The organism is Pseudomonas sp. IT-P176, from assembly GCF_949767245.1.
Classification (GTDB): Bacteria; Pseudomonadota; Gammaproteobacteria; order Pseudomonadales; family Pseudomonadaceae; genus Aquipseudomonas.
Genome location: NZ_CATKPN010000035.1, coordinates 351,030 through 369,289 on the forward strand (window position 1 = coordinate 351,030; position 18,260 = coordinate 369,289).

Genomic DNA, 18,260 nt, shown 5'->3' on the forward strand with positions numbered 1-18,260 from the left:
AGGTTCCTGAAATTGACTGAAAGCCTTCTATTTCAAGGCTTTCAACCAACCAGCGCCTGTCCGCACCTTCGCCACGCCCGGAAGGAGAAACCCATGGGACAGCGTACGCCTCTGTATGACCTTCATCTCGCCCTCGGCGCGAAGATGGTCGATTTTGGCGGTTGGGATATGCCACTGCATTACGGCTCGCAGGTCGAGGAGCACCATCAGGTGCGTCGCGACTGTGGGGTTTTTGATGTGTCCCACATGACCGTGATCGATGTCAGCGGCCCCCAGGCAAAGGCCTGGCTCCAGTATTTACTGGCCAATGATGTCGAACGCCTGCACAACTGCGGCCGTGCCCTGTACAGCACCATGCTCAATGAGCGGGGCGGGGTGGTCGACGACATGATCGTCTATCGCCTGGAAGACTGTTACCGCCTGGTAGTGAACGCTGCCACTCGGGACCAGGACCTGGCCTGGATGCAGGCGCAAGTCGGCGACTATCAAGTGCAACTGCACGAGCGCAGCGAACTGGCGATGCTGGCCATCCAGGGCCCGCACGCTCGGCAGAAAATTGCCGAGCTGGTAACGCAGGCGCGCGGTGCACTGATCCAGCAACTCAAGCCCTTCGAAGGCCAGTACGACGGTGACTGGTTCATCGCCCGTACCGGCTATACCGGCGAAGACGGCCTGGAAATTGCCATGCCGGCCAGCCAGGCGCCGGGCTTTTTCAACGATCTGGTCGGTGCCGGCATTTCGCCCATCGGTCTCGGCGCGCGCGACACCTTGCGCCTTGAGGCGGGCATGAACCTTTATGGCCAGGACATCCACCAGGATGTTTCGCCACTGGCCTCGAACATGGCCTGGAGCATCGCCTGGGCACCGGCCACTCGTCAGTTCATCGGCCGGGCCGCGTTGGAGGCCGAGCTTGCCGCCGGCGTACAGCACAAACTGGTCGGCCTGGTACTCGAGGAGCGTGGGGTTTTACGGGCGCACCAGGTGGTTCGTATCGCCGATGTTGGCGAAGGAGAGATCACCAGTGGTAGTTTCTCTCCTACGCTTAGCAAATCGATCGCCCTGGCGCGGGTGCCGATGGCTACCGCCGACCGCGCCGAAGTGGAAATCCGTGGCAAGTGGTACCCGGTCCGGGTGGTAAAACCGACCTTCGTGCGTCATGGCAAAACCTTGATCTAACTATTTCCGGCGGACCAATACCGCTGACATTTCTTCTTGAGGACACAGAACATGAGCGATATCCCTGCCGACCTGCGTTTTGCCGAAAGTCACGAATGGGCCCGTCTGGAAGCCGATGGCAGCGTGACCGTGGGCATCAGCGATCATGCCCAGGAAGCCTTGGGTGACGTGGTCTTCGTTGAGCTGACCGAAGTGGGCACTGCGTTCGGCGCTGGCGATCAGGCGGGCGTGGTGGAGTCGGTCAAGGCTGCCTCGGACATCTACTCCCCGGTTGCCGGCGAAGTGATCGCGATCAACGAAGAACTGAGCGCCAACCCCGAGCTGCTCAACTCCGACCCGTACGGTGCGTGGATCTTCAAGCTCAAGCCAAGCAACAGCGCCGACCTCGACAAATTGCTCGACGCGGCTGGCTACAAGGCGGCCATCGGCGAGTAATCACGCCAACCTGTGGGGTGCATGCACAGCCTGCAAGCACCCACAGTGTCATTTTTGTAGAACTGCTTTTACCGCCGCGACAACCCGCTCGACATCATCGGTGCTCATGCTCGTGAACATCGGCAGCGACACGATCAGCCGGCCAACCCGCTCGGCCACCGGGAACATCCCGTCCTTGAAACCGCGCTCGCGGTACAGACTCAGCAGATGAATCGGCGGGTAGTGATAACCGACGCCAACCCCCAGCGCCTGCATCTTCTCCATGAACGTGGCCCGTGCCGGTTGGCCATCCGCACGTTCTGGCAGCACCAGCTGGAACAGGTGCCAGTTGCTCTGGGTGAAATCGGCCGGCGGTAGCTGTGCACCGTACCGGGCCTCGAAATCACCGCCAAAACACGCGAAGTAATGTTGCGCCAGCATGCGGCGATGGGCGGTGATCGCCTCGATCCCGGCAAACTGACCCAGGCCGATGGCGGCGGCGACGTCGGTCATGTTGAACTTGCCACCCAGCACGTCCACGTCCAGGCCATCAAAACCGCTGCGGGTCACGCCTTGCAGACGGTACTTCTCGGCCAGCCGCGCTTCTTGCGCGTTGTTCAGCACCAGGCAGCCGCCCTCCGAGCAGGTGACGTTCTTGTTCGCCTGGAAACTGAACGACACGAAGTCCCCCGTCGCCCCGATGCGCTGCCCATTCCAGCTTGAGCCCAGCGCTTGGGCGGCATCCTCGACGATGCGCAGGCCGTGCTTGCGCGCAATGCCGTACAGGCGCTCCATGTCCAGTGGCAACCCGGCCAGGTACACCGGGATTATTGCCTTGGTGCGCGGGGTGATGGCGGCTTCGAGTCGGTCCAGGTCGATGTTGCGGGTGATCGGGTCGATGTCGGCGAACACCGGGGTGGCGCCGACTTCGAGAATCACGTTGGCCGTGGCCACCCACGAGATCGGTGTAGTGATCACTTCATCACCGGCGCCGATCCCGGCGATGCGCAAGGCGATCTCCATGGTGCAGGTGCCCGAGTTGAATGTACGCACCGGCCGGCCGCCGAAATACTCGGACAGCTGGGCTTCGAAGGCCTGGACCTTGGGCCCGCTGGTGATCCAGCCGGAGCGCAGGACATCGCCTACGGCGGCAATAGTGGCTTCATCGATGACGGGTTTGGAAAACGGCAGGAAAGGCTGTTGGCTCATGGCGATCTGGGGACCCGAGTGGCGGACGTGGGTGATGCGCTGCACAGAATGGCTCCGATTGGCCGAAGACACCATACCGTGCGCACAGGGCAGCTATGCTGCCAGAACCGAGTTGAACAGACGCTGAGCGCCATTCAAGAGAGAGCCCGTCATGTCCCAGTTGCCCAGCTTGAGCCAGTTACGCGATCCCAATGCCTTCCTGCGCCGCCACCTGGGGCCGGACGCCGCCGAGCAGCAGGCCATGCTCGACAGTCTCGGGCTTGGCAGCCGGGTCGAGTTGATCGAGCAGACGGTACCGCCGGGCATTCGCCTGAATCGACCGCTGGACCTGCCCCCGGCCCTGGACGAGCAGAGCGCCCTGGCCAAGCTGCGCGGTTATGCCGAACAGAATGAGGTCTGGACCAGCCTGATCGGCATGGGCTACCACGGCACCCTGACGCCCGCCGTGATCCTGCGTAATGTGCTGGAAAACCCCGGTTGGTATACGGCCTATACCCCGTACCAGCCGGAAATCGCCCAGGGCCGGCTCGAGGCGCTGCTCAATTTCCAGCAATTGACCATCGACCTGACAGGCCTGGAGCTGGCCAACGCGTCGCTGCTCGATGAAGCCACGGCGGCGGCGGAAGCCATGGCCTTGGCCAAGCGTGTGGCCAAGTCGAAAAGCAATCTGTTCTTCGTCGACGAAAACTGCCATCCGCAGACTATTTCCGTGGTGCAGACCCGGGCCGAGGGGTTTGGCTTCGAACTGATCGTCGACGCTGTGGATAACTTGCCCCGGCACCAGGTGTTTGGCGCGCTGCTGCAGTACCCCGACACCCACGGCGAGATTCGTGACCTGCGGCCGTTGATCGACCACCTGCACGCCCAACAGGCCCTGGCCTGCGTGGCTGCCGACCTGTTGAGCCTGTTGTTGCTGACCCCGCCCGGTGAGATGGGCGCCGACGTGGTGTTCGGTTCGTCCCAGCGCTTTGGCGTGCCCATGGGTTATGGCGGCCCGCATGCGGCGTTTTTCGCCAGCCGTGACGAATACAAGCGGGCGATTCCCGGGCGCATCATCGGTGTCTCGAAAGACGCCCGGGGCAATGTTGCCCTGCGCATGGCCTTGCAAACCCGCGAGCAACATATCCGCCGCGAGAAGGCCAACTCGAACATCTGCACCGCCCAGGTGCTGCTGGCCAATATTGCCAGCTTCTATGCGGTCTACCACGGCCCGCAGGGCCTCAAGCGCATTGCGCAACGGGTGCACCGCCTGACGTGCATCCTCGCCGCCGGCCTTGAGCGCAACGGCATTACCCGGCTCAACCAGCAATTTTTCGACACCCTGACCCTGGAAGTCGGCGGCAGCCAGACGGCAATCATCGAATCGGCCAAGACGGCGCAGATCAACCTGCGGATTCTCGGTCGCGGCCAGGTCGGCCTGAGCCTCGACGAAAGCTGCGACGAAAGCACGGTGGCGAAACTGTTCGACGTGTTCCTCGGTGCCGACCATGGACTGCAGGTGGCCGAACTGGATGGGCAGGCGCTGGCCTCGGGCATCCCGGCAGGGTTGCTGCGCACCAGTGGTTACTTGCGCCACCCGGTGTTCAACGCGCACCACAGTGAAACCGAGATGCTGCGCTACCTCAAGCAACTGGAGAACAAGGACCTGGCGCTTAACCAGTCGATGATCCCACTGGGCTCCTGCACCATGAAACTCAACGCCACCAGCGAGATGATCCCCATTACCTGGCCAGGTTTCGCCAACCTGCACCCCTTTGCCCCGAAAGAGCAGGCGACGGGCTACGGGTTGATGATCGACGAGCTGGAGCGCTGGTTGTGTGCGATCACCGGTTTCGATGCGATCTGCATGCAGCCCAACTCCGGCGCCCAGGGCGAATATGCCGGGTTGTTGGCGATCCGCAAATATCACGAAAGCCGTCAGCAGGGTGCGCGCGATATCTGCCTGATCCCGGCATCGGCCCATGGCACCAACCCGGCGTCGGCGCAGATGGCCGGGATGCAGGTGGTGATCGTCGAGTGTGACGCTGCCGGCAACGTCGACCTTGACGACTTGAAGAACAAAGCCGCAGCGGCCGCTGACAAGCTGGCCTGCCTGATGGCCACCTACCCCTCGACCCATGGGGTGTACGAGGAGGGCATCAGCGCGATCTGCGAAGTTATCCACAGCCACGGCGGTCAGGTGTACATGGACGGCGCCAACCTCAACGCGCAGGTCGGGCTGGCGCGGCCGGCGGATATCGGTGCCGATGTGTCCCACATGAATCTGCACAAGACCTTCTGCATTCCCCACGGTGGCGGCGGTCCGGGGATGGGACCGATTGGCGTGCGCGCGCACTTGGCGCCGTTCGTGGCCAATCACCCGGTAGTGCCGCTGGATGGTCCGGACCCCAAGAACACTGCAGTCAGCGCCGCGCCCTGGGGCAGTGCAAGCATCCTGCCGATCAGTTGGATGTACATTGCAATGATGGGCCCGCAACTGGCCGATGCCAGCGAAGTGGCGATCCTGTCGGCCAACTACCTGGCCGAACACCTGTCTGGCGCCTTCCCGGTGCTGTTCAGTGGGCGTAACGGGCGGGTGGCCCACGAATGTATCCTTGATCTGCGACCGCTCAAGGCCCAGACCGGGATCAGTGAAGAGGACGTGGCCAAGCGTCTTATGGACTACGGCTTCCATGCGCCGACCATGTCGTTCCCGGTGGCGGGGACCTTGATGGTCGAGCCCACCGAAAGTGAGTCCAAGGCGGAGCTGGACCGTTTTATCGGTGCGATGTTGAGTATCCGCGCGGAAATTACCGAAGTGCAGAACGGCAACTGGCCGGCCGACGACAACCCGCTGAAGCGCTCGCCCCATACCCTGGCGGACGTTACCGGGGTCTGGGAGCGGCCCTACAGCATTGAACAGGCGGTGACCCCGGATGCCCACACCCGGGCGCACAAGTACTGGCCGACGGTGAATCGGGTGGACAACGTCTACGGCGATCGCAATCTATTCTGTGCCTGCGTGCCGCTGGATGAGTATCGATAAGGGCTGATTGCCAGGCAAAAAAATGCCGCTCGAACGAGCGGCATTTTGCTTTCGACAACGAGTTACTGTTGCGCGAGGGTGTTGTTGGCCAGGATCGCGTTGGCCAATTCCATGTCGGTGGCCTGTAGGCCCGGGTTGTCGGCACGGACTTTTTGCAGCGCCGACTCGAGGAACGGGCCACGAATGTTGCCATCACTGGCCACGAAGCTCCCGGCGTCGTCCTGGGCGGCAAGCACCATCTTGTGGTCCTTGGAGGTCAGGTAGGTGGAAGCGGTGGTCGCCCCCGAGGAGATGACATTGCGCCAGAAAGTATCGGCCATAGCGGACCCGGCAGACAGGGAGAGCAGGGCAAGGGTAGCGGCAGCTAGTTTTACACGCATAAGTAAGTTGACTCCAATGGGATAAATGACTGGCGGTTATGATCGGAAAACCGCAACTGAGTTCCGTGACGCTAATCAACCTGCTCAATCAGGATCGCCATCCCATCAAGGCCCACTGCATGTGCTCTGGTCCCCTCCTGGGTGTCGGGCCTCCTGGCCACGCAGGCAATAAAGGTACAGGCCCGAGTCTAGTGGCGCGGGCTTGCAGCAGACACGCTTTACTTTGCTTCAGTTTGTGGCGTGACCCGCAGCACTTCTTCGACGGTGGTCAAGCCTTGCGCGACCTTTTCCGCACCCGCCAGGCGCAGGCTGCGCATGCCATCCCGGGCGGCCTGGCGGCGGATGGCCGGCAGGTCGCTGTCGGCGCCGATCAGGGCCTTGAGACTAGCGCTCAGTAGCATGATTTCGTAGACCCCGGCGCGGCCGCGATAGCCGCTGTCGCGGCACTCCAGGCAACCGACGGCGTGGCACGCCTGGTGGGGCATAGGCACGTGACTGGGTTGGTTCAGGCTGTGCCAGGTGTCGGCGTCCAGGGCCAGCGGTGCCTTGCAGTGCGGGCACAGGGTGCGCACCAGGCGCTGGGCCATGACGCCGAGCACGGTGGCCTTGATCAGATAGGGCGCGATACCCAGTTCCAGCAGACGGCTGATGGCGCTTGGCGCATCGGTGGTGTGCAGGGTCGATAGCACCAAGTGTCCAGTGAGCGCCGCCTGGATGGCCATCTCGGCGGTTTCCAGGTCGCGGATTTCACCGATCATGATGATGTCCGGGTCCTGGCGCATCAGGGCGCGTACGCCGCTGGCAAAACTCAGGTCAATGTTGTGCTGGACCTGCATCTGATTGAACGCCGGCTCGAGCATCTCGATCGGGTCCTCGATGGTGCAGAGGTTGATCTCGGGTGTCGCGAGTTGCTTGAGGGTGGTGTAGAGCGTGGTGGTCTTGCCCGAGCCGGTGGGTCCGGTGACCAGGATGATGCCATTGGGTTGGCGGGTCATGTCCTGCCAGCGGCGCAGGTCGTCGGTGCCAAAGCCCAGTTGATCGAAGTCCTGGAGCAGCACCTGGGGGTCGAAGATGCGCATCACCAGTTTTTCCCCGAAGGCGGTGGGCAGCGTCGACAGGCGCAATTCCACTTCACCGCCTTCTGGCGCCCTGGTCTTGACCCGGCCGTCCTGGGGTTTGCGTTTTTCAGCGACGTTCATCCGTCCCAGGTTTTTCAGGCGACTGACCATTGCCAGGGTGACCTGCGGCGGGAACTGGTAGACGTTGTGCAGCACGCCGTCGATGCGAAAGCGCACGGTGCCTTGTTCGCGCCGCGGTTCGATGTGGATATCGCTGGCGCGTTGCTGGAAGGCGTACTGGAACAACCAGTCGACGATATTGACGATGTGCGCGTCATTGGCGTCGGGCTCTTGGTTACTGGCGCCGAGGTTGAGCAGTTGTTCGAAGTTGCCCTGAGGGGTGGGAGGCTGATCCCCATGGCTGGCGCCGATGACCGATTTGGCCAGGCGATAGAACTCCACACAATAGCGCCGGATCTCCAGCGGATTGGCCACCACGCGCCTGATTGGCAGTTGCAGGACATGGCTCAGGTCGGCTTCCCAGCTGCGCACGTAGGGCTGCGCGCTGGCCACGGTGACAGCCTCTCGGTCGATTGCCAGCGCCAGAATTGCGTGGCGTTGGGCAAAGGCATAGGACATCAACGGGGTGATGCGCGCGACGTGGATTTTCAACGGGTCGATGCGCACATAGGGCTGGCCGGCCTGCTGCGCCAGCCATTGGGTCAAGCGTTCGAGGTCCAGCGGCTGACCGCCGTGCAGGGAGTCGGCCAGGTGTTGGTCGGCGAGTAGCTCCAAGGGGTGCAACTGATGGTTAGCGGCGCTGCGGCGTGCGCTCAGGGCCTGTTCGGCTGCGGCCTGGCCGATCACGCCTTGAGCGATCAGGTCGCGCAGCAATTGATTGAAATCCAGCCAGCGATCCTGGGGGGCGAATTGAACGGACATCCGGACTCCTTGGGCAATAACCCTGCACTCGGCGCTGTCGATCGCTGTGTCGGCAGCTCTGAATGCCAAGCCTAGTCCCCGTGCGGGCCGTCCGTTCGAGCCTGGCCCGATCAAGCGTTGCGAGGTTTTACCGCGAGCCTCAGCCTGCCGCCTGCACCGGTGCAAGCCATTGTGAATCAGCCGGTTGCAACTGGACCAAGCAGACGCTGATCAAGTTACGTAGTTTTTCTGCGAGCACCTCGGCGCGGTGCCAGCTCAGGCCGTCGATCACGATATCGAGGGACAGCAAATCATTCTCGCGGGTCATGTGGACGGCTTGTGGCAGTAGTAACTGCAGGGCAAACAGGTTCAGTGCCCGGCACAACAGGTCGGGTTCGGCTTCGGCGAGCACCTGGTAGTGCACGCAGCAGTGGGCATTGCCGGCATGCCAGGCATCGGCGCGGCTAGGGGTGGTGCTGACGGCTTCGAGTGGGGGCATGCTGAGGTCTCCAGATCAATGGAGGAATTTTTACATTCGAAGCCGGGTATTTCTTATCTATGATGGGGCATATTGGTTTGATATCGAATCAAGCAATTCATCAATGACGTATTCAAGGGTTTTTTTATGCACAGTGAGCTGGACGTCTATGACCGCCGCATCCTCGCGCTATTGCAAGAGGACGCCTCGCTGTCCAGCGCGCAGATTGCCGAGCAGGTCGGTTTATCGCAGTCACCTTGCTGGCGCAGGATCCAGCGGATGAAGGAGGAGGGGGTGATTCGCGGGCAGGTGACACTGCTTGACCGCAAGAAGATTGGCCTCAACACGCAGATCTTCGCCGAGGTCAAACTCAACGCTCACGGGCGCTCCAACTTCACCGAATTCACCGAGGCGATTCGCGGTTTTCCCGAGGTGCTGGAGTGTTATGTGCTGATGGGCGCGGTAGATTTCCTGCTGCGCATCGTCACCGCCGACATTGAGGCCTACGAGCGCTTCTTCTTCGAGAAGCTGTCGATGGTGCCGGGGATCCAGGAAGTGAACTCGATCGTGGCCTTATCGCAGATCAAGTCGACGACCAGTTTGCCGGTATTGCGGGGGTAAAGACTTTTGGTGAATGTGCGGGCCTCATCGCGAGCCGCCCGCAAGCGGGCGGCTCGCGATGACGGTGTTACATGCGCAACAGCATTTTCCACGCACGGTTCTGATACACCGCGATCGCCTGCTGCTTGCGTGCGTCCAGCGCTTCGTCGGTGATTGGCTCGTTGGCCAGTTGCGCCAGTTTGTTCAGTTCACCGTACAGGCGATCCATTTCCGGGATGTCCAGCACCGCGCGGGCATGGTGCAACCAGGCCTGGATGCGCTCGATGCGCGGCAGTTGCTCGGCGAGGTCTTCGGGTTGTTGCTGGTAGCGTTGCAATTGCAGCGAAGTGGCTTCTTCACCCAGCAGGCGCGGCAACCAGTTACCCAGTTGCGCGGCGCCCTGGCGATTGCCGCGGGTGTTGCGCTCGGCAGTCCAGGTGCGGGCCAGCAGCCAGCGCGAGGCGTTCAGCGAGAACTGGCCCCAGCGCGGATCTTCGAGTTCTTCGAGGAACTGTTCCGGTGCGGCCTTGCGCACGTCTTCGTCGTCCTGGCCGAACTGCACCAGCGGACGCCAGTCTTCGAGCAAGGCATCCAGGGCCACACGCAGGTCGTGGGTCGACTGACGCGGGGCGGCCTGGCCCAGGCTGCCGATCAGGGCGCGCAGTTCGGCGAGGCTCTCGACCCAGTCTTGCAGCAGGCGCCAGTGACCATTGAAGCGATATTGCTCGGCCAGGCGCTGGCTGCTGCCCAGCAGGTACCAGCCCAGCGCGGCGAAGGCGTCGTCCAGCGGCAGTTCGAAGCTCAGTTGCGGGGCCGGCAGGCTCAGCGAATAGCTGTGGGCGTCGAACAGGCGATAGCCACGTTCAGCCTTGCTGATGTCGCACGGCATCAGTGCCAGGGTCGCGGCCAGCTCGGCGGCCAGTTCCAGCAATGCAGCCGGCTCGCCTTCGCGCAGTTCCAGCTCCAGTTCGCAGATTTCTTCTTTCTGTTTGCCGACTACCACGTGGCCGAGGTCCAGGGCAGCTTCGATGACCACCTTGGCCTTGCCGCGACCCCAGGCGATTTCGGCGCGCTCGCGGACGAAGTCGGTGGTGAAGATCGGCTTGAGGGTTTTTTTGTCCAGTTCTGCCAGCTCTTCAGGCCAGCATTCGCCGTCGAGTTTTTTCACGTCGAGCTTGGCTTTGGCCAGGCTCCAGTCGTATTCGTTACGCTCGGACAGGCCGGCGATGCTCTGGCCACGGGTCTTGAGGGTCTGAATCACTTCTTCGCCGTCGCGGCGCAGGCGCAGGGCAACCTTGGCACGGGCCAGGTCACGCTCTGGCGTGTCGAAGTACTGGTTCATCAACTCACGGCGTTCCCAGCCACTTTTGTTGCGTTTTTTCAGTAACGGGTGCTCGCGCAGGGCGGCGAGGGTTTCGCGGCTGACGCGGAGTTTGATTTCGGTTTCTTTCTGCATGGCCGGAAAATCCAGGATCGGGAGCGCAGCCGGGGAAATGTGTGGCTGCCAAGGCCGTGCAGTGTACAGCACTCACTAAACCTGCGCGCCGCGACGGTTTATTCCGGTGACCGGATGGTTCTATGATGGACTTCAATCCGGGAGTTGGAGTCAGCGATGCCTTTGCCATCCATGAAAGACCAGTTCGCTGCACTGATCGCCGCACCGTCCGTCAGTTGCACTCAAGCTCACCTGGATCAGAGCAATCGGCCGGTCATTGATTTGCTGGCCACCTGGCTCGGCGACCTGGGTTTTGCCTGTGACATCCAGCAGGTCAGCCCCGGCAAATTCAATCTGCTGGCCACCTTCGGCACCGGCCCTGGCGGCCTGGTGCTGGCCGGGCACAGCGATACGGTGCCCTTCGACGGTGCGCTGTGGCAGACCGACCCGCTGAAACTCACCGAAGTCGACGGCCGCTGGGTCGGCCTGGGCAGCTGCGACATGAAAGGCTTTTTTGCCCTGGCCATCGAAGCCGTGCTGCCGTTGCTCGACCAGCCGTTCAAGCAACCGCTGATGATTCTTGCCACCTGCGACGAAGAAAGCTCGATGTCCGGTGCCCGCGCCCTGGCGGCGGCCGGCAAACCCTTGGGCCGGGCGGCGGTGATCGGTGAGCCGACGGGGCTCAAGCCGATCCGCCTGCACAAGGGGGTGATGATGGAGCGCATCGACATCCTCGGGCAAAGCGGTCACTCCTCCGACCCACGCCTGGGTCACAGCGCCCTGGAAGCCATGCACGATGCGATGGGCGAGCTGCGCGGCTTGCGCCTGCTGTGGCAGCGCGAGTTCCGCAACCCGCAGTTCAGCGTGCCGCAACCGACCCTCAACTTTGGCTGCATCCATGGTGGCGACAACCCGAATCGCATCTGTGGCCAGTGCTCCCTGGAGTTCGACCTGCGGCCCTTGCCCGGCATGGACCCCAACGCCCTGCGCGATGCCATTCGACAGAAGTTGGGACCGGTCGCCGAACGCCATCAGGTGAAGATCGACTACGCACCGCTGTTCCCCGAAGTGCCGCCATTTGAGCAGGCGCAAGATTCGGAACTGGTACAGGTGGCTGAAAGACTCACCGGGCATAGCGCCGAAGCAGTAGCGTTCGGCACTGAAGCGCCTTATCTTCAGCGCCTGGGTTGCGAAACCCTGGTGCTCGGTCCTGGCGATATCGCCTGCGCCCATCAGCCGGGGGAATACCTGGAAATGTCACGTTTGACGCCTACCGTGCATCTATTACGGCAACTGATCGAACATTACTGCCTGACCCCGGCTTGAATCCCGGGGCCAACCACCCGTATTCATGAGGAGAGCGCGCGTGTCGCCAAGCCTGTTCCGACGATAACCACCAGCCCGCTGTGCGTTTTGCTTCGTCCTTTTTTCGGCTGCTATTTATTACAGGTGCAGGTGTTATGCCCGAATACGTCAACTGGCTTCGTCACGCTTCCCCTTACATCAACGCTCACCGCGATTGCACCTTTGTCGTCATGCTGCCCGGCGACGGCGTCGAGCATGCGAACTTCGGCAATATCGTCCACGACCTGGTGTTGCTGCACAGCCTCGGGGTACGCCTGGTGCTGGTACACGGTTCGCGCCCGCAAATCGAAACCCGCCTCGCCGCGCGCGGCCTGACCCCGCATTACCACCACGGGATGCGCATCACCGATGCCGCGACCCTGGAGTGTGTGATCGATGCCGTGGGCCAGTTGCGCATCGCCATCGAGGCGCGCCTGTCGATGGACATGGCGTCCTCGCCGATGCAGGGCTCGCGCCTGCGGGTAGCCAGCGGCAACCTGGTGACGGCACGGCCGATCGGCGTGCTCGAGGGGGTCGACTATCACCACACCGGCGAAGTGCGCCGGGTCGACCGCAAGGGCATCAACCGTCTGCTGGATGAGCGCTCCATCGTGCTGCTGTCACCGTTGGGCTACTCACCCACCGGAGAAATCTTCAACCTGGCCTGCGAAGACGTCGCTACCCGCGCCGCCATTGACCTGGGGGCCGACAAGCTGCTGCTGTTCGGCGCCGAAACGGGGCTGATCGATGAACACGGTCGTCTGGTCCGTGAACTGCGCCCGCAACAGGTACCGGCTCACCTGTTACGCCTGGGTGCCAACTACCAGGCCGAACTGCTGGACGCTGCCGCGCAAGCCTGCAGCGCCGGTGTCGGTCGCAGCCACATCGTCAGTTATGCCGAAGATGGCGCGCTGCTCACTGAACTGTTCACCCGTGATGGTGGCGGTACGCTGGTGGCCCAGGAGCAGTTCGAACTGCTGCGCGAGGCGGCCATCGAAGACGTCGGTGGTTTGCTGGATTTGATCAGCCCGCTGGAAGAGCAGGGGATCCTGGTGCGTCGCTCGCGCGAAGTGCTGGAACGCGAGATCGAGCAGTTCAGCGTAGTCGAGCGCGAAGGGATGATCATTGCCTGTGCGGCCTTGTATCAGATTGCCGACTCGGATGCCGGCGAGCTGGCGTGCCTGGCCGTGAACCCGGAATACCGGCACGGCCGGCGTGGTGACGAACTGCTGGAACGGATCGAAAGCCGAGCCCGGGCCCAAGGCCTCAAGACCCTGTTTGTCCTCACTACGCGCACTGCGCACTGGTTCCGCGAGCGTGGTTTTGTGCCGAGCAGCGTTGAGCGCCTGCCGTCGGCGCGGGCCTCGCTGTACAACTACCAACGCAATTCGAAAATCTTCGAAAAAGCCCTCTGATCCCCCCGCTGATGCCCCGGCTTTTGTTGACAAAGGTCGGGGCTGACGGCTGCCGTGTGCCCGAGTGAGAAAATATTTCACTCGATACACAAACTGTAACAATTCCCTTGGATGATGCGCGCTTCGCCCAATGAAGTCGCGTTTTTGATCGTGATTGACGATTGATTAAGGTCTATTCAGACAAACGATCTAAGGGCACTCCGATAAATACCTTTTAGGAATTACACACTTTGTCGCTACCCTGCGTCGCTTCGGCGAGTGTGGATTTGCTATATTCCCGAATCGTATGAAAAACGATGAAATAATTCTTTTTGGGTTTATCAAAAATTCATTAACCTGAACAGACCGAATCATGCGGTTAGACCTTGGTCGTAGACATGCCTTGTTACGATTGACTTGGCGGTCACGCTCTGGCGCTAATCGCGCATCTGTGGATCCGGGGCATCAGACCCTGGACCAAGAAACACAAAAATTAGAAACGAGAGGAGTGAAACATGAACAAGTCCACCTTGGCCCTGGCAGTGGCCGTAGGGGTTGTCGCGCAGCAGGCAGGCGCCGCCGGTTTTATCGAAGACAGCAAGGCCACCCTGGGCCTGCGTAACTTCTACATCAACACCGATAACCGCGACAACAACACCAAAGCCGCTGGTGCACAGAACAAGCAGGAAGAATGGGGCCAAGGCTTCGATCTGCGCTTCACCTCGGGTTACACCCAGGGCACCGTGGGCTTCGGTCTGGATGCCATCGGCCTGGTGGGCGTGAAGCTGGACTCCGGCGGCGGCACCAACGGCGCCACCGCAACTTCCTACGGCGGCACTGTGTTCCCGAGCAAGTCCAACGGTGAAGCCGTGGACAACTTCTCGAGCCTGGGCCTGACAGCCAAGGCGAAGATCTCCCAGACCGAACTGAAACTCGGCACCCTGCAGCCAAAACTGCCGGTGATCGTGACCAACGACGGTCGCCTGCTGCCGCAAACCTTCCAGGGCGGCCAGATCACCACCAACGAGATCAAGGACCTGACCCTGGTCGGTGGCCAGATCGAGCACGCCAAAGGTCGTAACTCCAGCAACAACGAAGAACTGTCGATTGCTGGCGCCAACAGCCCAACGGCTTCGGGTCGCGACAGCAACAAGTTCATCTACGGCGGCGGTGACTACAAGATCACCAAGGACCTGACCGCACAGTACTACTACGGCAACCTGGACGATTTCTACAAGCAACACTTCCTGGGCCTGGTACACAACTGGGCAATCGGCCCGGGCGTGCTGAAGTCGGACTTCCGTTACTTCAACAGCCGCGATGACGGTGCCAACGGCAACGATCCGGCCTACTACACCACCGGTGACTATGGCACTGGCATCACCAAGGGCAAGGTCGACAACAACCTGTTCAGCGGCTTGCTGCTGTACACGGTATCCGGTCACACCTTCGGTGGCGGTTACCAGGTCAGCAACGGCGACAGCGATTTCCCTTGGCTGAACCAGGGTGATGGCTCGTCGGCTTACCTGACTACCGACATGCAGATTGCCAAGTTTGCCCGTGCTGGCGAACGTACCTGGCAAGCTCGCTACTCCTATGACTTCGCTCAAGTGGGCGCACCTGGCCTGACCGCGGGTATCGTCTACCTGCGTGGCGACGACATCGACACCTCGGGTAACGTCGGCACCAGCAAACCACAGACCAAAGTCAACGCCACTGGCGCCAGCGAGTGGGAACGCGACCTGACCGTGGCTTACGTGATTCCGCAGGGCCCGCTGAAGAACCTGGGTCTGACCTGGAAAAACGCCATGTGGCGCAACGACATCCCGGGTCAACGCGACCAGGATGAAAACCGCCTGATCGTCAGCTACTCGATCCCGCTGTTGTAACAGCGCTCGCCAGACTGATAAAAAAAGCCCCGCCAGGCATTGCGCCTGGCGGGGCTTTTGTTTGCCGGCAGACCCACCCCCGTGTGCCCGCCAGCTTCCCTCTTTACAGCAACTCAAGGCCTTCTCGAACCTTGGGCAGCAGCGTGGTCGCTGCGGGCGCGGGCGTCCAGTGAACAGATATTTAATATTCTTTACAGTTATAAATAAATCAATATTTATTCTTTTTAATTAGAGAAAATTCTAGGCACAGTGGGCTCATTCCGCACTCATCAGGAGCAGCACCATGAGCCTCAGACTGGGCGACATCGCCCCCGATTTCGAACAGGATTCCAGCGCCGGCACCATTCGCTTCCACGAGTGGCTTGGCGATAGCTGGGGCGTGCTTTTTTCCCATCCGGCGGACTTCACACCGGTGTGCACCACGGAGCTGGGGTTTACCGCCAAGCTCAAGGATCAATTTGCCCAGCGCGGGGTCAAGGCCATTGCCCTGTCTGTCGACCCGGTGGACTCACACCACCGCTGGATCGAAGACATCAACGAAACCCAGGACACCCTGGTCAACTTCCCGATCCTGGCGGACGCCGATCGCAAGGTCTCGGACCTCTACGACCTGATCCACCCGAACGCCAACGACACCCTGACCGTGCGCTCGCTGTTCGTGATCGACCCGAACAAGAAGGTTCGGCTGACCATCACCTATCCGGCCAGCACCGGGCGCAACTTCAACGAAATCCTGCGGGTGATCGACTCGCTGCAACTCACCGACCATTACAAGGTGGCCACGCCGGCCAACTGGCAGGACGGTGACGAAGTGGTGATTGTGCCCTCGCTCAAGGACGAAGCAGAGATCGCCCAGCGCTTTCCCAAAGGTTACCGCGCGGTGAAGCCGTACCTGCGCCTGACGCCGCAGCCTAATCGGTAATTCGCCAGCTCTCGTGGCGCGCCTTATAAACCCATCGCGGGCAAGCGGAACGCCGCCCGGCCCGCTCCCACAATGCATCGCACATAACCTGTGGGAGCGGGCTTGCCCGCGAAGGGGCCGGACCAATCACCGTAAGCATCCGCCGGAACCAGAATCACAATGCAGGGGTTTTCAGGCCGTTTCGACGGCCTTTTTTTATGCCCGCGTAAAGGCAGTTTTGTATATTCATTTTGAGTATAAACAAATGAATAAATATGATTTATAGATATATGAATCACCTGTTAAGGTCACTCCAACACCGCGAGATCGCAAGCTGCGAATCGCCCACTACATGCAAGGAATCAAGGTAATGCTGGTCGTCTCACTCGGAGGAAGTCCCAGCCAACGCTCCCGCTCCGGAGTGCTGCTGGATCGCTCCCAGCGTTGGTTGCAACAACAGGGGGTGGAAGTGGTGAGTTACCAGGTACGGGACTTCCCGGCCGAAGACTTGCTGCATGCCCGCTTCGACAGCCCGAAGGTGATCGACCTGCTGCAACAGATTGCCAATGCCGATGGCCTGCTGATCGCCACGCCGGTCTACAAGGCGTCCTTTTCGGGCGCACTGAAAACCGTGCTGGACCTGCTGCCTGAGCGCGCCCTGAGCCACAAGGTGGTACTGCCAATGGCTACGGGCGGCAGTATCGCCCACATGCTGGCGGTGGATTACGCCCTCAAGCCGGTGCTGTCGGCGCTCAAGGCCCAGGAAATGCTGCATGGCATCTTTGCCGAAGACAACCAGATCGCCTATGGCGAAGGCAGTGCCCAGGCGAAGTTGGCACCGGAGCTGGAGCAACGGTTGAACGAGGCCCTGGAGCAGTTTTTCAGCGCCATGGCCCGCCGTCCGAAGCCGCTCGATCCACACCTGTTGAATGAACGTTTGTTGAGTGCTCGCTGGAGCATTTGAGCCCTACCCGAAGTTTGAAGTACTGGCCTTACTCGCCCGCTAACGGGCAAGCAGGTGCAGCCACAACCCCACTGCAAAAAGGAGAGCGCCATGCGCCCTGTCATTTTGCGTCGCGGTCTGGTCGCTCTGTTTGCTGCGGCTGTGTCCTTCGGCGCCATTACTCAAGCTCAGGCCGAGACGTTACGTATCGGCTATCAGAAATACGGCACCCTGGTGCTGCTCAAAGCCAAGGGCACCCTGGAGAAAAGCCTCGCCGCCCAAGGCGTCGACGTGCAATGGACCGAATTCCCCGGTGGCCCGCAACTGCTCGAAGGCTTGAACGTCGGCTCCATCGACTTCGGCGTGACCGGCGAAACCCCGCCAGTGTTCGCCCAGGCCGCCGGTGCCGATCTGCTCTATGTCGCCTACGAGCCGCCCGCTCCCCACAGTGAAGCGATCCTGGTGCCGAAGGACTCGGCGATCAAATCGGTACAGGACCTCAAGGGCAAGAAAGTCGTGCTCAACAAGGGCTCCAACGTGCACTACCTGCTGGTGCGCGCCCTGGAAGACGCCGGCCTCAAATACAGCGACATCCAGACCGTATTCCTGCCCCCAGCCGATGCCCGTGCGGCATTCGAGCGTGGCAGCGTCGACGCCTGGGTGATCTGGGACCCGTACCAGGCTGCCGCCGAACAGCAACTGCAGGCACGCACCCTGCGTGATGGCAAAGGCATCGTCGACAACCATCAGTTCTACCTGGCCACCAAGCCTTACGCCGAGCAGCACCCGGCCGTGATCAAGACGCTGGTGGATGAAGTCCGTGCTGTCGGTGAGTGGTCCCAGGCCAACCCCGAGGATGTGACCAAGCAGGTGGCGCCACTGCTCGGCCTACCCGCCGACATCACCCTGACCTCGGTGAAACGCCAAGGCTACGGTGCGCACTTCCTGACTCCGGAAGTGGTCGCGGCACAGCAGAAAATCGCCGACAGCTTCTACCAGCTCAAGTTGATCCCTAAACCCTTGAGCATCAAAGACGTGATCTGGACGCCGCCGGCGACCGTTGCCAAAACCCAGTAACCCGACTTTCCAAGGA

The 18,260-nt window shown here is 61.4% G+C and carries 15 protein-coding genes; 10 read left to right on the forward strand and 5 right to left on the reverse strand.

Going from position 1 to position 18,260, the window contains the following annotated elements:
• Positions 1 to 93: 93 nt before the first annotated feature.
• Together gcvT and gcvH are read left to right on the forward strand one after the other, a co-directional pair.
• The gene (gene gcvT, locus ACM6IP_RS07690; RefSeq protein WP_159998509.1) at positions 94 to 1,176 is read left to right on the forward strand and encodes a glycine cleavage system aminomethyltransferase GcvT; all 1,083 of its coding nucleotides are present in this window, start codon (positions 94 to 96) and stop codon (positions 1,174 to 1,176) included.
• Between the two features lie 51 nt (positions 1,177 to 1,227).
• A complete protein-coding gene (gene gcvH, locus ACM6IP_RS07695; protein ID WP_095164716.1) occupies positions 1,228 to 1,611 on the forward strand; it encodes a glycine cleavage system protein GcvH in 384 nt (127 codons plus the stop codon).
• 48 nt (positions 1,612 to 1,659) lie between these two features.
• Here the strand turns inward: gcvH and ACM6IP_RS07700 are convergent, their stop codons facing one another.
• Positions 1,660 to 2,799 carry a DegT/DnrJ/EryC1/StrS aminotransferase family protein gene (locus ACM6IP_RS07700; protein ID WP_320333237.1) on the reverse strand — a complete coding sequence of 380 codons (1,140 nt, stop codon included), beginning with the start codon at positions 2,797 to 2,799 and terminating at the stop codon, positions 1,660 to 1,662.
• Positions 2,800 to 2,950: 151 nt separating this feature from the next.
• Here ACM6IP_RS07700 and gcvP point away from each other — a divergent pair, with 151 nt between their 5' ends.
• Complete coding sequence (gcvP, locus tag ACM6IP_RS07705) at positions 2,951 to 5,824, forward strand: aminomethyl-transferring glycine dehydrogenase (protein WP_414861230.1); 2,874 nt, start codon at positions 2,951 to 2,953, stop codon at positions 5,822 to 5,824.
• 62 nt (positions 5,825 to 5,886) lie between these two features.
• On the opposite strand, the gene ACM6IP_RS07710 is transcribed toward gcvP, so the two are convergent.
• The 3 genes from ACM6IP_RS07710 to ACM6IP_RS07720 form a co-directional block, all read right to left on the reverse strand.
• The gene (locus ACM6IP_RS07710) at positions 5,887 to 6,204 is read right to left on the reverse strand and encodes a DUF2388 domain-containing protein (RefSeq protein ID WP_095164712.1); all 318 of its coding nucleotides are present in this window, start codon (positions 6,202 to 6,204) and stop codon (positions 5,887 to 5,889) included.
• Between the two features lie 218 nt (positions 6,205 to 6,422).
• On the reverse strand, positions 6,423 to 8,204 hold the full coding sequence (locus tag ACM6IP_RS07715; protein WP_414861231.1) for a GspE/PulE family protein: 1,782 nt from the start codon (positions 8,202 to 8,204) through the stop codon (positions 6,423 to 6,425).
• A gap of 139 nt (positions 8,205 to 8,343) precedes the next feature.
• Positions 8,344 to 8,682 carry a hypothetical protein gene (locus ACM6IP_RS07720; RefSeq protein ID WP_414861232.1) on the reverse strand — a complete coding sequence of 113 codons (339 nt, stop codon included), beginning with the start codon at positions 8,680 to 8,682 and terminating at the stop codon, positions 8,344 to 8,346.
• 126 nt (positions 8,683 to 8,808) lie between these two features.
• Here ACM6IP_RS07720 and ACM6IP_RS07725 point away from each other — a divergent pair, with 126 nt between their 5' ends.
• Positions 8,809 to 9,282, forward strand: a complete 474-nt coding sequence (locus tag ACM6IP_RS07725) for an Lrp/AsnC family transcriptional regulator (RefSeq protein WP_095164706.1) — start codon at positions 8,809 to 8,811, stop codon at positions 9,280 to 9,282.
• 67 nt (positions 9,283 to 9,349) lie between these two features.
• Here the strand turns inward: ACM6IP_RS07725 and ACM6IP_RS07730 are convergent, their stop codons facing one another.
• Positions 9,350 to 10,717, reverse strand: a complete 1,368-nt coding sequence (locus ACM6IP_RS07730; protein WP_095164705.1) for an inorganic triphosphatase — start codon at positions 10,715 to 10,717, stop codon at positions 9,350 to 9,352.
• 156 nt (positions 10,718 to 10,873) lie between these two features.
• Here ACM6IP_RS07730 and argE point away from each other — a divergent pair, with 156 nt between their 5' ends.
• The 6 genes from argE to ACM6IP_RS07760 all read left to right on the forward strand — a co-directional run bounded on the left by argE (position 10,874) and on the right by ACM6IP_RS07760 (position 18,244).
• Entirely contained in the window at positions 10,874 to 12,022 is a 1,149-nt protein-coding gene (gene argE, locus ACM6IP_RS07735; RefSeq protein WP_095164704.1) for an acetylornithine deacetylase, read from the forward strand.
• Positions 12,023 to 12,156: 134 nt separating this feature from the next.
• Positions 12,157 to 13,455 (forward strand): amino-acid N-acetyltransferase, encoded by a 1,299-nt coding sequence (gene argA / locus ACM6IP_RS07740; protein ID WP_095164703.1) that lies wholly within the window; start codon positions 12,157 to 12,159, stop codon positions 13,453 to 13,455.
• A 494-nt stretch (positions 13,456 to 13,949) separates the two neighbouring features.
• Complete coding sequence (locus ACM6IP_RS07745; RefSeq protein WP_095164702.1) at positions 13,950 to 15,323, forward strand: OprD family porin; 1,374 nt, start codon at positions 13,950 to 13,952, stop codon at positions 15,321 to 15,323.
• Between the two features lie 283 nt (positions 15,324 to 15,606).
• Positions 15,607 to 16,245 carry a peroxiredoxin gene (locus tag ACM6IP_RS07750; protein ID WP_159998489.1) on the forward strand — a complete coding sequence of 213 codons (639 nt, stop codon included), beginning with the start codon at positions 15,607 to 15,609 and terminating at the stop codon, positions 16,243 to 16,245.
• 349 nt (positions 16,246 to 16,594) lie between these two features.
• Positions 16,595 to 17,188, forward strand: a complete 594-nt coding sequence (gene ssuE / locus ACM6IP_RS07755) for an NADPH-dependent FMN reductase (RefSeq protein WP_095164700.1) — start codon at positions 16,595 to 16,597, stop codon at positions 17,186 to 17,188.
• A gap of 90 nt (positions 17,189 to 17,278) precedes the next feature.
• On the forward strand, positions 17,279 to 18,244 hold the full coding sequence (locus ACM6IP_RS07760; RefSeq protein ID WP_159998485.1) for a sulfonate ABC transporter substrate-binding protein: 966 nt from the start codon (positions 17,279 to 17,281) through the stop codon (positions 18,242 to 18,244).
• Positions 18,245 to 18,260 lie beyond the last annotated feature (16 nt).

Bases quoted from the DNA above. Each gene is read 5' to 3' on its own strand.
- gcvT (WP_159998509.1), top strand. From the start codon at position 94: ATGGGACAGCGTACGCCTCTGTATGACCTTCATCTCGCCCTCGGCGCG.
- gcvH (WP_095164716.1), top strand. From the start codon at position 1,228: ATGAGCGATATCCCTGCCGACCTGCGTTTTGCCGAAAGTCACGAATGG.
- ACM6IP_RS07700 (WP_320333237.1), bottom strand. From the start codon at position 2,799: ATGAGCCAACAGCCTTTCCTGCCGTTTTCCAAACCCGTCATCGATGAA.
- gcvP (WP_414861230.1), top strand. From the start codon at position 2,951: ATGTCCCAGTTGCCCAGCTTGAGCCAGTTACGCGATCCCAATGCCTTC.
- ACM6IP_RS07710 (WP_095164712.1), bottom strand. From the start codon at position 6,204: ATGCGTGTAAAACTAGCTGCCGCTACCCTTGCCCTGCTCTCCCTGTCT.
- ACM6IP_RS07715 (WP_414861231.1), bottom strand. From the start codon at position 8,204: ATGTCCGTTCAATTCGCCCCCCAGGATCGCTGGCTGGATTTCAATCAA.
- ACM6IP_RS07720 (WP_414861232.1), bottom strand. From the start codon at position 8,682: ATGCCCCCACTCGAAGCCGTCAGCACCACCCCTAGCCGCGCCGATGCC.
- ACM6IP_RS07725 (WP_095164706.1), top strand. From the start codon at position 8,809: ATGCACAGTGAGCTGGACGTCTATGACCGCCGCATCCTCGCGCTATTG.
- ACM6IP_RS07730 (WP_095164705.1), bottom strand. From the start codon at position 10,717: ATGCAGAAAGAAACCGAAATCAAACTCCGCGTCAGCCGCGAAACCCTC.
- argE (WP_095164704.1), top strand. From the start codon at position 10,874: ATGCCTTTGCCATCCATGAAAGACCAGTTCGCTGCACTGATCGCCGCA.
- argA (WP_095164703.1), top strand. From the start codon at position 12,157: ATGCCCGAATACGTCAACTGGCTTCGTCACGCTTCCCCTTACATCAAC.
- ACM6IP_RS07745 (WP_095164702.1), top strand. From the start codon at position 13,950: ATGAACAAGTCCACCTTGGCCCTGGCAGTGGCCGTAGGGGTTGTCGCG.
- ACM6IP_RS07750 (WP_159998489.1), top strand. From the start codon at position 15,607: ATGAGCCTCAGACTGGGCGACATCGCCCCCGATTTCGAACAGGATTCC.
- ssuE (WP_095164700.1), top strand. From the start codon at position 16,595: ATGCTGGTCGTCTCACTCGGAGGAAGTCCCAGCCAACGCTCCCGCTCC.
- ACM6IP_RS07760 (WP_159998485.1), top strand. From the start codon at position 17,279: ATGCGCCCTGTCATTTTGCGTCGCGGTCTGGTCGCTCTGTTTGCTGCG.